16 protein-coding genes and 2 tRNA genes are annotated in these 12542 nt (G+C 66.9%); 9 read left to right on the forward strand and 9 right to left on the reverse strand.

Features of this window, described 5'->3' with window-relative positions; genetic code table 11:
• The 4 genes from rdgB (at position 1) to aqpZ (ending at position 2933) form a co-directional block, all read left to right on the forward strand.
• Positions 1-648: an RdgB/HAM1 family non-canonical purine NTP pyrophosphatase gene (gene rdgB, locus BLU38_RS20715; protein ID WP_091527319.1), complete on the forward strand. Its 648-nt coding sequence runs from the start codon at positions 1-3 to the stop codon at positions 646-648.
• Positions 645-1457: a thymidylate synthase gene (locus tag BLU38_RS20720; RefSeq protein ID WP_091527320.1), complete on the forward strand. Its 813-nt coding sequence runs from the start codon at positions 645-647 to the stop codon at positions 1455-1457. Before rdgB ends, BLU38_RS20720 begins: the two co-directional genes overlap by 4 nt.
• A gap of 64 nt (positions 1458-1521) precedes the next feature.
• Positions 1522-2019 (forward strand): dihydrofolate reductase, encoded by a 498-nt coding sequence (locus BLU38_RS20725; RefSeq protein ID WP_091527321.1) that lies wholly within the window; start codon positions 1522-1524, stop codon positions 2017-2019.
• Between the two features lie 152 nt (positions 2020-2171).
• A complete protein-coding gene (aqpZ, locus tag BLU38_RS20730) occupies positions 2172-2933 on the forward strand; it encodes an aquaporin Z (protein WP_231919959.1) in 762 nt (253 codons plus the stop codon).
• Between the two features lie 548 nt (positions 2934-3481).
• On the opposite strand, the gene BLU38_RS20735 is transcribed toward aqpZ, so the two are convergent.
• Entirely contained in the window at positions 3482-4708 is a 1227-nt protein-coding gene (locus BLU38_RS20735; protein WP_091532027.1) for an IS256 family transposase, read from the reverse strand.
• A 527-nt stretch (positions 4709-5235) separates the two neighbouring features.
• On the opposite strand from BLU38_RS20735, the gene BLU38_RS20740 reads away from it, so the two are divergent.
• A tRNA-Leu gene (locus BLU38_RS20740) sits at positions 5236-5318 on the forward strand.
• Here BLU38_RS20740 and BLU38_RS20745 read toward each other — a convergent pair.
• Together BLU38_RS20745 and BLU38_RS20750 are read right to left on the reverse strand one after the other, a co-directional pair.
• The gene (locus tag BLU38_RS20745) at positions 5300-6268 is read right to left on the reverse strand and encodes a nucleoside hydrolase (RefSeq protein ID WP_091527323.1); all 969 of its coding nucleotides are present in this window, start codon (positions 6266-6268) and stop codon (positions 5300-5302) included. The two genes, BLU38_RS20740 and BLU38_RS20745, sit on opposite strands and share 19 nt — an antisense overlap.
• Before the next feature lie 52 nt (positions 6269-6320).
• Positions 6321-6857: a DUF4188 domain-containing protein gene (locus BLU38_RS20750; RefSeq protein ID WP_091532876.1), complete on the reverse strand. Its 537-nt coding sequence runs from the start codon at positions 6855-6857 to the stop codon at positions 6321-6323.
• A gap of 85 nt (positions 6858-6942) precedes the next feature.
• Here BLU38_RS20750 and BLU38_RS20755 point away from each other — a divergent pair, with 85 nt between their 5' ends.
• Together BLU38_RS20755 and BLU38_RS20760 are read left to right on the forward strand one after the other, a co-directional pair.
• Entirely contained in the window at positions 6943-7593 is a 651-nt protein-coding gene (locus BLU38_RS20755) for a MerR family transcriptional regulator (protein WP_091527324.1), read from the forward strand.
• A 5-nt stretch (positions 7594-7598) separates the two neighbouring features.
• Positions 7599-7865, forward strand: coding sequence for a YciI family protein (locus BLU38_RS20760; RefSeq protein WP_091527325.1), 267 nt, complete (start codon positions 7599-7601; stop codon positions 7863-7865).
• 11 nt (positions 7866-7876) lie between these two features.
• On the opposite strand, the gene bcp is transcribed toward BLU38_RS20760, so the two are convergent.
• Positions 7877-8356: a thioredoxin-dependent thiol peroxidase gene (bcp, locus tag BLU38_RS20765; RefSeq protein WP_091527326.1), complete on the reverse strand. Its 480-nt coding sequence runs from the start codon at positions 8354-8356 to the stop codon at positions 7877-7879.
• 167 nt (positions 8357-8523) lie between these two features.
• Here bcp and BLU38_RS20770 point away from each other — a divergent pair, with 167 nt between their 5' ends.
• Together BLU38_RS20770 and BLU38_RS20775 are read left to right on the forward strand one after the other, a co-directional pair.
• A complete protein-coding gene (locus BLU38_RS20770; RefSeq protein ID WP_091527327.1) occupies positions 8524-8865 on the forward strand; it encodes a DUF3618 domain-containing protein in 342 nt (113 codons plus the stop codon).
• Positions 8866-9000: 135 nt separating this feature from the next.
• A complete protein-coding gene (locus BLU38_RS20775; protein ID WP_091527328.1) occupies positions 9001-9297 on the forward strand; it encodes a GroES family chaperonin in 297 nt (98 codons plus the stop codon).
• Here BLU38_RS20775 and BLU38_RS20780 read toward each other — a convergent pair.
• From BLU38_RS20780 to BLU38_RS20800, 5 genes are all read right to left on the reverse strand, one after another.
• Positions 9288-10028 carry a DedA family protein gene (locus tag BLU38_RS20780; RefSeq protein ID WP_091527329.1) on the reverse strand — a complete coding sequence of 247 codons (741 nt, stop codon included), beginning with the start codon at positions 10026-10028 and terminating at the stop codon, positions 9288-9290. The genes BLU38_RS20775 and BLU38_RS20780 overlap by 10 nt on opposite strands.
• A 124-nt stretch (positions 10029-10152) precedes the next feature.
• Entirely contained in the window at positions 10153-11076 is a 924-nt protein-coding gene (locus BLU38_RS20785) for a phosphotransferase family protein (RefSeq protein ID WP_157683593.1), read from the reverse strand.
• Between the two features lie 67 nt (positions 11077-11143).
• Complete coding sequence (locus BLU38_RS20790) at positions 11144-11659, reverse strand: flavoprotein (RefSeq protein WP_091527331.1); 516 nt, start codon at positions 11657-11659, stop codon at positions 11144-11146.
• A 21-nt stretch (positions 11660-11680) separates the two neighbouring features.
• Positions 11681-12394 (reverse strand): alpha/beta hydrolase, encoded by a 714-nt coding sequence (locus tag BLU38_RS20795; protein ID WP_157683594.1) that lies wholly within the window; start codon positions 12392-12394, stop codon positions 11681-11683.
• Between the two features lie 61 nt (positions 12395-12455).
• Positions 12456-12531 (reverse strand) — tRNA-Lys (locus BLU38_RS20800).
• Between the last annotated feature and the right edge of the window lie 11 nt (positions 12532-12542).

Here is a 12542-nt window from a genome sequence, read left to right on the forward strand (position 1 = left end):
ATGACCCGCCATCAGGTGGTGCTGGCCACCAATAACGCCAAGAAGCTGGTCGAGATGCGCCGGATCCTCGGTGAGCATCCGGTCGTCACCTCCGGGCGGATGGAGATCGAACTGCTCGGGCTGGCCGATTTCCCGACCTACCCCGAGCCCGCCGAGACCGAGTGGACCTTCGAGGGCAATGCACTGATCAAAGCGCGGGTCTGCGCGGAGCAGACCGGTCTGCCTGCGCTGGCCGACGACTCCGGACTCGCGGTCGCCGCGCTGAACGGGATGCCCGGTGTGCGGTCGGCCCGCTGGTCCGGTCCGGACGCCACCGACGAGGCCAACAACGATCTGCTGCTGGCCCAGTTGCACGACCTCGCCGACGGTCGCCGGCAGGCAGCGTTCGTCAGCGCGATCGCGCTCGTCTTTCCCGGCCAGGACGGCCGGGAGTACGTCCGACACGGTGAGATGCCGGGTCGGGTGATCGACGAGCTGCGCGGGGATAATGGGTTCGGCTACGACCCGATGTTCGTGCCGGACGGTTCGGAGTTGACCTATGCCGAGCTGACCGCCGAGGCCAAGGACGCGATCAGCCATCGTGGCAAGGCGGTGCGGGCGATGGTCGAGGTGATGGTCGGACTGCTGGCGGAAGGGGAGAAGCGATGAGGACGTATCTGGATCTGCTGGACCATGTGCTCACCAAGGGGACGCCGAAGGGTGACCGGACGGGCACCGGGACGCTCAGCGTCTTCGGCTACCAGATGCGCTTCGATCTCTCCGACGGATTCCCGCTGTTGACGACCAAGCGGATCCACACCCGGTCGGTGTTCGCCGAGTTGCTGTGGTTCCTCAAGGGCTCCACCAACATCGGGTGGCTGCGGGACAACGATGTGACGATCTGGGACGAATGGGCCGACGAGGACGGCGAGCTCGGGCCGATCTACGGCTACCAGTGGCGTTCCTGGCCCGATCCGGTGGCCGGCGACAACGGCGAACGACATTCGATCGACCAGATCGCCGCGGTGATCGATTCGATCCGCAGCAACCCCGAGTCCCGCCGACACATCGTCAACGCGTGGAACGTCGCCGACATCGACCAGATGGCGTTGCCGCCGTGCCACACGATGTTCCAGTTCTACGTCGCTGACGGCCGGCTCAGCTGTCAGCTCTACCAGCGATCGGCCGACATCTTTCTCGGCGTCCCGTTCAACATCGCCTCCTACGCTCTGTTGACGCATATGGTCGCTCAGGTCACCGGCCTCGGTGTCGGCGACTTCGTGCACACCCTCGGCGACGCCCACCTGTACGTCAACCACGTCGAGCAGGCCAAGCGGCAGCTCACCCGTGAGCCCCGCCCGCTGCCGAAGTTGATCTTGAATCCGGAGGTCACCGACATCGACGGCTTCACCCTGGACGACATCAGCATCGAGGGCTACGACCCGCACAAGGGCATCAAAGCCCCGATCGCCGTCTGACCCACGATCCCCGAGCTTGTCGAAGGGCTCCTCCCGTTGCCCCATCACCGATCCGAGGAAACGCATGCCTGAAGTCGTCGCGATCGCAGCCGTCGCCCGCAACGGCGTGATCGGCGCCGACGGCGCGATCCCGTGGCGGTTGAAGGGTGACCTGCCGAGATTCAAGCGGCTGACCAAGGGCCACGTGTTGATCATGGGCCGCAAGACCTACGACTCGATCGGTCGGCCGCTGCCGGAGCGGACCACCATCGTGATCACCCGCAACCAGGCCTGGCGGGCTCCCGGCCACGACGAGGTGCAGGTCGTCGACTCGCTGACGTCGGCACTGGACCGGGCAGCTGCGATCGATCCGGAGGGTCCGACGGTGATCGCCGGCGGGGGCGACATCTATCGCGCGGCGATGGGTGTCTGCGACCGGCTGGAGATCACCGAGGTGCACGCCGAGCCGGACGGCGACGCCACCTTCCCGGTGATCGACAGCACGGTCTGGCGGCAGACCGATCGCGATGATGATCATGACGGCTTCAGTTGGGTGACCTGGCGTCGTACTGCTGCGTCCTGAGACTCAGACGGAATCAAGGTCGTTGCCGTTCCGAAATCCAGACGAACCCATCAATACCGCAAGATCTGCGAAAGTTCCCTTAGGCTGATCTTGGTTTGCGTTGCAGACCTCCCATGGTCTCGGGGACTACTTCATCTCTGAGGAGAATGATCGTGGATTCACCTTCCCTACCCGCACGCGTCGGTGCGGAGTTCCTCGGTACGTTCTGGCTGGTGTTCGGCGGCTGTGGCTCGGCGATCTTCGCGGCCACCGCGCTCAGCCCTGACAAATTCCCGGTCGGTATCGGCTATGTCGGCGTCGCACTGGCCTTCGGCCTGACCGTCCTGACGATGGCCTTCGCCGTCGGTCACGTGTCCGGCGGTCACTTCAACCCGGCCGTCACCGTCGGCCTCGCCGTGGCAAAGCGGATCGAATGGAAATGGGTTCCGACCTACATCGTCACCCAGATCGTCGCGGCCAGCTTTGCCGGTCTGATCCTGTTCGCCATCGCCAGCGGCAAGTCCGGCTTCAGCGCCGTGGAGAGCGGTTTCGCCAGCAACGGCTACGGTGACCGGTCACCGAGCGGCTACTCGCTGGTCGCCTGCCTGATCGCCGAGATCGTGCTGACCGCGATGTTCCTCTACGTGATCCTCGGCGCCACCGATGATCGCGCACCGAAGGGCTTCGCTCCGATCGCGATCGGCCTGGCGCTGACGATCATCCACCTGGTCGGCATCCCGATCACCAACACCTCGGTCAACCCGGCCCGTTCGCTCGGCGTCGCCTGGTTCGCCGGTGGCGGGGCGCTCGCGCAGGTATGGCTGTTCATCGTCGCGCCGATCATCGGTGCCGCGATCGCCGGGGCCAGCTACGCGGTGATCACCGGCGCCCGCAAGGCGCCGATCGACGAAGGAGTCGCGAACAACCCCGCCTGAATCCATCCGGATCGGGCGCGCGTTCCCGACCGAACGCGCGCCCGATGACCGGACACCCCTGCGTGTGAAGGCTGTGCGACCCTCTTCGTCCGCCGGGCCGGCCCGGCGGTGGGGCCTGACAGGGCAAGGTCGGTCCGGGCTGTCGGTGCCTTTGTGGACGGCGAGTTTCCGTTGCCGCCCGGATTCCGACTTTCTCGGGAATCGAGTTCTCCGGATCGCGGGTCGACAACTCCGAAGCTCGAGTAGCGCGACGCGACCCGATCTTCTGCCTGGGCGATCATCCGCTGTGCGACGGCGCGCCGGGTTCGATCCGATGTGTGTGAGGTTGCTCGGTGATCGTTCCGGCGGCCGGTCGGTTTGGAGTGCGGGGTGGTGGCGGCGCTGATTTTGTAGCACCAGCGGCTGTGCCCGTGGGCGAATGGGCGGGGTGGGGCCCGGCCCTGTTGCGTTCTTGGCGGTCGGGCGGTTTCAACCGGTCGTTGCAACACCTGATGACGTGAGGGATAGAGCCCCGCTGAGTGGTGGGTTTTCGAGTTGATTCTCGGTGTCTAGTTGCCGGTCTCGATCGCGGCAACGGGTCCAGTATCGCTGTCGGGGCGGAGTTTGGCCATGCTGGTTTCGGAGAGGTAGCGGCGTTCGGCGACTTGCCATTCGTCGTGGAGGTCGTTGACCACGGCGCCGACGAGGCGGATGACGCTGGCCTCGTTGGGGAAGATTCCGACGACGCGGGCGCGGCGTTTGATCTCGCGGTTGATCCGTTCGATCGGGTTGGTCGACCAGATCTTGGCCCAGTGACTACGGGGGAACGTGGTGAAGGCAAGGACTTCGGCTTTCGCGTCGTCCATCAGCGGACCGATCTTGGGAAAGGTTTGCGCGAGTTGGTCTCGGACTTGGTCCCAGACCGCTGCAGCTGCTGTTGGGTCGGGTTGGGCGAACGCGGTTCGGAACACCGAGGCGACCATGTCCTTGTGGGACTTGGGCACCAGCGCGAGCAGGTTGCGGGCGAAGTGGACCCGGCAGCGTTGATGCGCCACCCCTTGAAACTGCCGGTCCAGAGCGGCGACCAGACCGGCGTGTTGGTCGGAGATGAGCAGTTGGACTCCGGACAGGCCACGCTCGCGCAGGGTGCGGAGGAAACCGCGCCAGAACACCTCGTCCTCGCTGTCGCCGACGTCGATACCGAGGATCTCCCGGCCGCCGCTGGCGGTCACCCCGGTCGCCACCACCACGGCCATCGAGGTGACCTGTCCGGTGCGTCGGACATGCAGGTAGGTCGCGTCGAGGAACACGTAGGGAAAGCTGGTGTGGTGCAAGGGCCGGGTCCGGAACGCGGTGACTTGCTCGTCCAGACCGGCACAGATCCGGCTCACTTCGGACTTGCTGATACCGGTCCCGATGCCCAAAGCGACGACAAGATCGTCGACTGCACGGGTCGAGACACCGTTCACCCAGGCCTCCATCACCACCGCATACAAGGCCTGATCGATCCGCCGTCGGCGTTCCAAGATCACCGGGAAGAACGATCCCTGCCGCAGCTTCGGGATCTGGAGCTGAACATCACCGGCCTGGGTGGAGACCAGCCGCGGACGAGATCCGTTGCGCTGAGTCGTGCGTGTGTCGGTGCGTTCATAAGGGCCGGCGCCGATCTGTTCGGTCGCTTCGGTCTCGATCAGTTCCTGCATCACCATCCGAACCGATTCCCGGATCAGGTCAACGCCTTCACCGGCACGAAACGCTGCAAGCAGCTCGGATGCGACAGACTGGGACAACGCCATCGGTGGGACCATCCTTCAGTGAGTACTTGGCGGTACACACCGAGAATCCCGCCGGTGGCGCCCTCAACAGCGACGACTCACCGAACCCCGAAACCCCACCACTCCAAGGGACTCACACACGTGAGGTGTTGTGGTCGTGGGATTTGTCGACGGTGTCGTGTGCGGAGTCCGGGAAGTATCACCGACCGGGGCGACCGCCGTCGGGCGCTATCTGTCCTTGGAGGAGCGGTTGCAGATTGCCGATCTGCATCGTCAGGGCGACGGGCTCGGCAAGATCGCGGCGGCCGCCACCGATGTGACGCCGACCTGCCCGGTCGTCGATGGCCGGGCTGATGCCGAACTACCCGACGGTCTGTCTGTTCGACGGCATTGTCCGGGCAAACCTGGAGGAGACAAGCCTCGGCTTCTACTCGTGAGGTCGAGTTCATCAAGGCGGCCCGGCAAGGGAGATCCGTGCCGCGGGCTGACGCCGGGAGTCGTCGACGAGATCGTCTCGGGCGCAAAGATTGGCTACTGTTGGTCTGCTCGCGCGAGTGGCGGAATCAGGTAGACGCGCCAGATTTAGGTTCTGGTGTCTTCGGACGTGGGGGTTCAATTCCCCCCTCGCGCACCGCAGCCGTCGAACAGGAACTCCCGGTAGAGCTCTGCCGACGCGCGCAGCGCGACGGTCGCGTTCGGCGGCTCGGGTGCCCAGGGGCGGGTGTCGAGGATCAGTTGGCCGAGGGTCTGCTCGCCGGCGGTCTCGACCGAGACCGGGAAACGTCCGCCCTCGGTGATCACCTCCGGATTGACCAGGTAGGCCAGGCAGAGCGGGTCGTGCACCGGTGCCGACGGCAGGTCCGCGTCGGGATAGGTGCCCTGATCCTGCCGGATCCGGTGCCGCACCATGGTCGCCGATGCGGTGCCAGCCGGGGTGCCGATCCGGTCCAGGTGATCGCAGTCGGCCAAGGTCAGGGGCACGCTGTGGGTGGCGTCCAGGCCGAAGATCACCACGTCGGCGATGCCGGCCGAGAGGACCATCCGGGCGGCCTCCGGGTCGGCCCAGATGTTGAATTCGGCCACCGGGGTGACGTTGCCGCCGAGGTGTGCACCGCCCATCAGCACCAGCCGGCTGATCCGGTTCGCCAGGCCGGGCTCGGCGGCCACTGCCAGCGCGATGTTCGTCAGCGGCCCGGTCGCCACCAACGCGACATCGTCGTTGGCACGATCAGCGAAGAAGTCGATCAAGAAGCGGACGGCCGAGCTCTCGCTCGGTCTGCTGTGCGACGGTGCCAGATCCAGCTCCGCCACCTGGAAGTCCGGATTGTCGGCATTGAGGACATCGCGGGGGATCGGCAGGTCCGGCCGGACCAGCGGCCGCGGTGAGCCCGGGTGCACCGGCACCGTCGCTCCGACATGCTCCAAGGCCCGCAGGGTGTTCTCGGTGCTGTGCTGGAGTGCGACGTTGCCGTTCACGGTGGTGATCGCCACCAGGTCAAGATCGGGATGGCCGACGCCGGCCATGATCGCCACCGCGTCGTCGGTGCCGGTGTCGCAATCCAGGACCAGCCGAGTGCTCACCGGAACACCGTAGCGTCCCGTTCACCCGGCTTCCCGATCATGGACGAGGAGATCAGGGCCGATCGGAGTCTCCGGCGCCGTCGATCCGCTCCCGGGCGCTGTTCATCCGCCTGCTGACCGGACGGATCGCCGTTGCCGTGGCCAGACCCTGGGGGCGGGTGTGCACGTAGATCGACTCTGCCTTGGCAACGGGGTAGGTCTCGTGCCAGACGCCGACGGCTCCGCTGCCGTCCCGCGTGCTGCGATTGAAGGCGGCCCAGGCCGGACGGTGACTGGCCTGCGGGTCCGAGGCGTAGCCGTACAGCTTGTCCAGACTTTTCCAGTACTGGACCAGCCATGGCCCGCGCAGGTCGAAGATCAGCCGATAGCCGAGCAGTCCGGACTCCTTGTCGCGGGAGAGCTCGGCAAGCATCCGTGGCATCGCCCGGAACACCGGCAGCCACTTGTCGATCCGCCACCACTTGTTGATCGTCATGCCGATCAGGAAGACGACGAGGTCACCGTCGTAGTCATGGGTCATCCGACCGTGTTTGATCGCAGTGCGGTTGCTCCCGTCGGGATTGCTCGCGGATGGGGTGCGTGCAGACATGATCGGTCCTTCCGGCATACTAGGTAGCAACACTTTCCAATAATGGAGAGTAGCACTGTCTAAAAGGCTCGACAAGGAGGATCCGGTGCGCATATCGGAGTTGTCCCGCAGCAGTGGGGTGGCGACGGCGACGATCAAGTACTACCTGCGTGAGGGTTTGCTGCACGCCGGTGAGTTGACCGCCGCGACCCAGGCCCAGTACGACGACAGTCACCTCGATCGGCTGCGGCTGATCCGGGCGCTGCTCGGTCCGGGACGACTGTCGATCGCCGAGATCCGTGGTGTGCTGGCCGCGGTCGACGATCCGCCGGAATCGCCGAACGAGATGCTCGGCCGAGCTTCGGAATCGCTCGAGCCGCAGACCGGCGGCGAACGGTCACGGTCGGATGCGGTGGGGGAGGAATACCGGCAGCAGGCCACCGCGATCGTCGACGAGCTCGGCTGGCGGGTCGCCGCGAACACCAAGGTCCTGGACGATCTGGCCCAGGCCTTGACCGCGATCGATCAGGCCGGGCTGGCGTTGATCCCCGGCGGCGTGCTGGCGTATGCGCGGCAGTTGCACGGGCTCGCCGTCGCCGAGGTGGCCACCGTACCGATGGACTCGCCGGAGGCGGCCGTCCGTCAGGCAGTGCTCGGCACGATCCTGATCGAGCCGTTGCTGCTGGCCCTGCGCCGGCTTGCCCTGCAGGATGCGGCAGGCCGCCGATTCGACGGTACCGACGCCCCGCTAGCGTGAGCGCCATGATCGCCGTCCAGTTGACCTATCAGAACCCCGATCCGGAACGGATCGCGCTGCGCCCGCAACACCGCGACCGGCTGCAGCAGTTGACCGACGACGGCCTGGTCTTCGGCGCCGGCCCCTGGGCCGACGACTCCGGCGCGCTGGTGGTCTTCGACACCGACTCCCGGGAGAAGGCCGAGGAACTGGTCGCCGCCGACCCCTACTTCAACACCCCGGGTGTCAGCGTGGTCGCTTATCACGACTGGAACGTGGTCTTCCGCGGTTAGGAGCCGCCGGATCAGACCGCCAGCTCGCGCCGCAGCTTGGCCACGTGACCCTTCGCGCGCACGTTGTACTGAGCGACGGCAACCGTCCCGACGCCGGCGGCGTCGACATCGACCACGAAGGTGGACCGGATGACGCCCTCGATCAGCTTGCCGTAGAGCAGCTTCTCCCCGTAGGCCGCCCACGCCGACAGGGTCTCCTTGTCGGGATCGGACAGCAGCGGGAAGCTGATCGACTCCTTCTCCTTGAACTTGGCGAGCTTGCCCGGCTCGTCGGGGGAGATGCCGAGCACGCTCAGGCCCGCGGCGCTCAGTTCGTCCATCGAGGCGGTGAAATCGACCGCCTGAGTGGTGCAGCCCGGCGTCATAGCGGCGGGGTAGAAGTAGATGATGACCCGCTTGCCGGCGAAGTCGGACAGCGAGACGGTGCTGCCGTCGGCCTCGGTGAGGCTGAAGGCCGGTGCGGTGTCGCCGGGGGTCAGACGGTCGCTCATGAGGAGCACCTTAGCCCCCGCGCCCGACGCCCTGACACCGGCAAGGTCCGCACCCCGATGAGGGTGAGCCCTGGTGTGCAATACGCTGGGCCGACAGGCAGCATGATCGGTCACCCGCCGAAGGGTTTCGGTGGGGTCGACCGGGGTGCTGATCGACAGGCAGGCAGATGGGAGAGGTCACCGTGGCCGAAGCGGCAGGCGCGAAGCACCCGCGGACACGTGCGCAGATCGAGGCCGAACAGGCAGCGACCCGCGACCGGTTGGCTTCCTCGATCGAGGAACTGATCGACCTGGTCCACCCGCAGCGGGTCAAGCAACGCCAGATCGACAGCGTCCGTGCCCTCGTTGCCGCCGAACTGGACAACGTGAAGTCGCAGTTCGTCTACCCCAACGGGGAGTTGCGGACGTCCAGGCTGGCCGCGATCGGCGGCGGTGTGGCCGGCGCCGTCACGTTCCTGATCGTCGTCCGCCGACTGGTCCGCGGACCGAAGGCCACGAAGCGCGACTGAGGGTCTGCACCCACACCGACCTCACTCCATCACCAACTCAGCCAGGAGGACGAGCTGACCGCAGGCGACTCCGGCGCGACAGGCGCGCCGGGACAGAGCAGAAGTACCGACACCGGCACCGATCTGCCGATCCGGATGCTGCACGATCGGGTCCTGGTGAGCCGGGAGGCAGACCCGGGTGAACGACGCAGCGGTAGCGGCATCCTGATCCCGGCGACGGTGTCGATGAGCCGTCGACTGGCCTGGGCCGAGGTGGTGGCGGTCGGGGCGAGCGTACGCGTCGTCAAGGTCGGCGACCGGGTGCTGTTCGACCCCGAGGAGAAGGCCGAGGTCGAGGTCCGCGGTCAGGACTACATCCTGCTGCGCGAACGTGATCTGCACGCGGTCGCCGCCGAACGGTTGAACGACGGCCGGACCGGTCTCTATCTCTGAGACCGCTCTCTCTGGGACTGGGGCCGCTGACCGGGCCTGATCTGAGGCTGTGGTGAGTCGGTATCGCTCTGCTGGTGCGGCACGCTCAGCTGGTCGGTGACGTAGGTCAGATCGTTCAACAGATCGGTACGGGGTTCGAGCTCACGTCGGCGGGTCGCTTCGTCGGCCCGCCGATTCCGCTGCCAATGCACCAACTTGATCAGTTGCTGCACCAGGACGCTCATGCACACGGCGAAAGCGATCGCGATCACGATGCCCCAGAGCGGGTGGTTGGCGATCCGTCCGCCGATGCTGCCGATCGTCGAATAGATCAACGCCCACAGCCCGCAGGCGACCGCGTCGAAGGCGACGAATCGGCGGATCGAATAGCGGCCCAGTCCCAGCGCGATCACCACCGGCGCCCGGCCGCCGGGGATCAGCCGTCCGGTGACGATCGCGCTGAACGCGTTCTTGTGCAGCTTCTGCTCCGCCTGCGTCACCCGGCCCGCATACTTGCGACGAGCCAACCAGGGTCGCAGCTTGCGGGCGCCGAGCCGGGCCTCCAGCAACAGCATGGTGTCGCCGAGCACCGATGCGGCCCAGGTGATCAGGAAGATCAACACCACGTCGAGCCGGGAGTGCGCGGCCAGCGCCGAGCTGCCGCTGACCATCTCGCCGGTCGGTACGAAGGGGATGGCCGATCCGATGGCGACTGCCAGGAAGAGCAGCAGATGTCCACGGATCTGATCCACGTTTCGAATCTAACCGCTGAATCCGACCCTTCCGAAGTCCGGTCGACCCCAGACTTGTTGGGTTCGTCACAGGTTGCGGTTGTCATTCGGGCGAACCTGTGACGAACCCGAGTGCGGGGCGTCGTCAGCGCGGCTCGAGTTGCCGCAACGCCCTGTCGACGAAGTCCTGGTAGCGGCGCAGGAACTCCTCCCAGGTGGCGGGGTCGAGGCCCCATTCGGCGAGCCGACCGACCGGGCGACTGGCCGCCGCAAGGTCCCACAGCGCCAGATCGTCGGTGGCCGGCTCGCCGGCTCCGAGGTCGGCGACCGAGTCGAGATAGCGCGTCGTCGCATCCTCGGCGGCGTCGGGCCCGTAGGCCCAGGTGAGCTCCAGCCGCAGGTTCGCCAGATCCGACCGCGGGTCGCCGATCGCGGCGTCCTCCCAGTCGATCACCGACCGCAGCCGGCCGTCGGCCCACATCGTGTTGCCCGGCCAGAAGTCGCCGTGCAGGATGCGGCTGGGCAGTTCGCGCCGCCGGGGCCAGTTCTCCGCCAACACGGTCCTGATCCGGGACTCCCGCATCGCCTCGTCCGGCTGCTCCGGCGGCTGGGCCAGCCAGCGGTCGATCCGGTCGGCGTACGGCGCCAGCAGTGTGCCGACCGTTGTCACGGGCAGTCGATGCAGCCGGGTCAGGACGTCGACCACCTGCTCGGCGACGGCGTCAGACCAGTCCGCCGGTGGGCCGTCGGCCGAGATGAACTCGACGACACAGAACGGCCCGCCGAGCAGGTCGGTGCCGTCGTCGGCGTACAGCGGGGCCGGCACCGGGATGCCGGCAGCCCGCAACGATCCGAGCAGGGTGGTCTCGGTGCTGGCAGGTCGCGGGTCGGCGGCGATGTTCTTCGGGCCGTACTGCCGGACGACGACGGTCCGTGATCCGTCCGGGAAGTCCACGTCCAACGCCGTGATCTGGGCAGACATCCCACCGGGCAACTCGCGGACGTCGACCAACCGCGCCCCCGGGGCCATCCGCCGCAGCGCTGCGGCCAGTGTGCTGGGTCGATCCACGTCGCCCATCTCATCATGCCCGACTCGCAGCAAGGGTCCTGAGCCTGTCGAAGGACCGAAACGCTGATCAATCCCGCCCCGGCAGCGCATCCAGCAGCCAACGCGGATCGAAGCTGGCGACCAGCCCGTCGGTGTGATCGGAGGTCACCGGACCGGCGTCGCGGTGGCCGGTCAGCGGGTCGATCAGCACGACGCCGGCGCCGGTCAGGACGTCGAGATGCCCGGCCCACGCCGGATGTCCCCACAATGACCGGTTGACCAGCGGCACGGCGGCGATCGGTAGCCCGGCGCCGAGGGACTCGCAGAGCAGACTGAGTGGCCGGTTGTCGGCGATCCCGAGCGCCCATTTGCTGCCGGTGTTGAAGGTCAACGGCAGGACGATGACGGCGTCGGGTCGGGGCCGCTTGGGTTGATCGGGCCGACGGAACCCGCTGTCGCCGAGGTCGACGTCGGTCAGCCAGGCACGGGACGACTCGGTGACCGCATAGGCGACCTCCCAGCCACGGTCGACCGCCGCGGTGGTGAGGTCGGCGGTGCGGGCGGCCAACGGGGCGCCACAGGTCACGATGGTCAGATGGGGCACACCGGCAGCGTACGGGACGGGTCAGGTCGTCGGCCGCGTGCTCAGCACCTGGTCGATGATCTCGGTGACCCGGTCCGGACGAGCCAGGAACGAGGAGTGCCCGCAGTCGATCTCGAAGACCCGGCCGGCTCGGTCACTCAGCCGTCGCTGCACGGAGACAGCGGTCGCCCGGTCCGCGGTGGTGACCACGTAACTCGACGGGATCTCCTTCCAGGCAACAGAATCCGGTGATTGGCCGATCGCCGCGAGCGTCATCGGCCGGAGATGATCAACGGCACTGTCCGGGTCCGGGCAGTCGTGGAACAGCACCTCGGCGGCCCGATCGGGTTTCATGATCACGGTGCCGTCGTCGAGCATCTCGCAGTCGGTCCGCGGGTGGATGTTGAGCGGCTCGTCGGCCGGTTCGAAACCGCCGAGGGACTCACCGAGGTCGGCCATGTACGCCGACAGATACAGCAGTTCGCGGACAGCCGGATGGCCGGTCGCGGCCTCGGTCGCGGGGATGCCGCCGTAGGAGTGGGCGACCAGCAGCACGTCGTCGTACCGGTCGAGTGTCGTGCGAATCGCCGTCGCGTCGTCGTGCAGGTCGCCGCCGCTCGAACAGCTGGGCAGGTCGACGGTGTCGACCGCCGGCTGGGAACTGTTCCGGAGGCGATCGACCACCTGATGCCAATGCCAGGGGGCATGCCAGGCACCGTGTACGAGGACGACGGCAGGGCGGGAGGAATCAGTCATGAGGGTCTCCATCAGCGTTGATGTCTACCCGGGTGAGTATGCCGCTCAGGCTAAGGAGAGCTGGTGCGCCATCAGGGACTTGAACCCCGAACCCGCTGATTAAGAGTCAGCTGCTCTGCCAATTGAGCTAATGGCGCGCGAGGAAGAA

Source organism: Microlunatus soli (assembly GCF_900105385.1).
In the GTDB taxonomy this organism is placed as follows: domain Bacteria; phylum Actinomycetota; class Actinomycetes; order Propionibacteriales; family Propionibacteriaceae; genus Microlunatus; species Microlunatus soli.

Bases quoted from the DNA above. Each gene is read 5' to 3' on its own strand.
- BLU38_RS20725 (WP_091527321.1), top strand. From the start codon at position 1,522: ATGCCTGAAGTCGTCGCGATCGCAGCCGTCGCCCGCAACGGCGTGATC.
- bcp (WP_091527326.1), bottom strand. From the start codon at position 8,356: ATGAGCGACCGTCTGACCCCCGGCGACACCGCACCGGCCTTCAGCCTC.
- BLU38_RS20770 (WP_091527327.1), top strand. From the start codon at position 8,524: ATGGGAGAGGTCACCGTGGCCGAAGCGGCAGGCGCGAAGCACCCGCGG.
- BLU38_RS20735 (WP_091532027.1), bottom strand. From the start codon at position 4,708: ATGGCGTTGTCCCAGTCTGTCGCATCCGAGCTGCTTGCAGCGTTTCGT.
- BLU38_RS20775 (WP_091527328.1), top strand. From the start codon at position 9,001: ATGCTGCACGATCGGGTCCTGGTGAGCCGGGAGGCAGACCCGGGTGAA.
- BLU38_RS20750 (WP_091532876.1), bottom strand. From the start codon at position 6,857: ATGTCTGCACGCACCCCATCCGCGAGCAATCCCGACGGGAGCAACCGC.
- BLU38_RS20760 (WP_091527325.1), top strand. From the start codon at position 7,599: ATGATCGCCGTCCAGTTGACCTATCAGAACCCCGATCCGGAACGGATC.
- rdgB (WP_091527319.1), top strand. From the start codon at position 1: ATGACCCGCCATCAGGTGGTGCTGGCCACCAATAACGCCAAGAAGCTG.
- BLU38_RS20720 (WP_091527320.1), top strand. From the start codon at position 645: ATGAGGACGTATCTGGATCTGCTGGACCATGTGCTCACCAAGGGGACG.
- BLU38_RS20795 (WP_157683594.1), bottom strand. From the start codon at position 12,394: ATGACTGATTCCTCCCGCCCTGCCGTCGTCCTCGTACACGGTGCCTGG.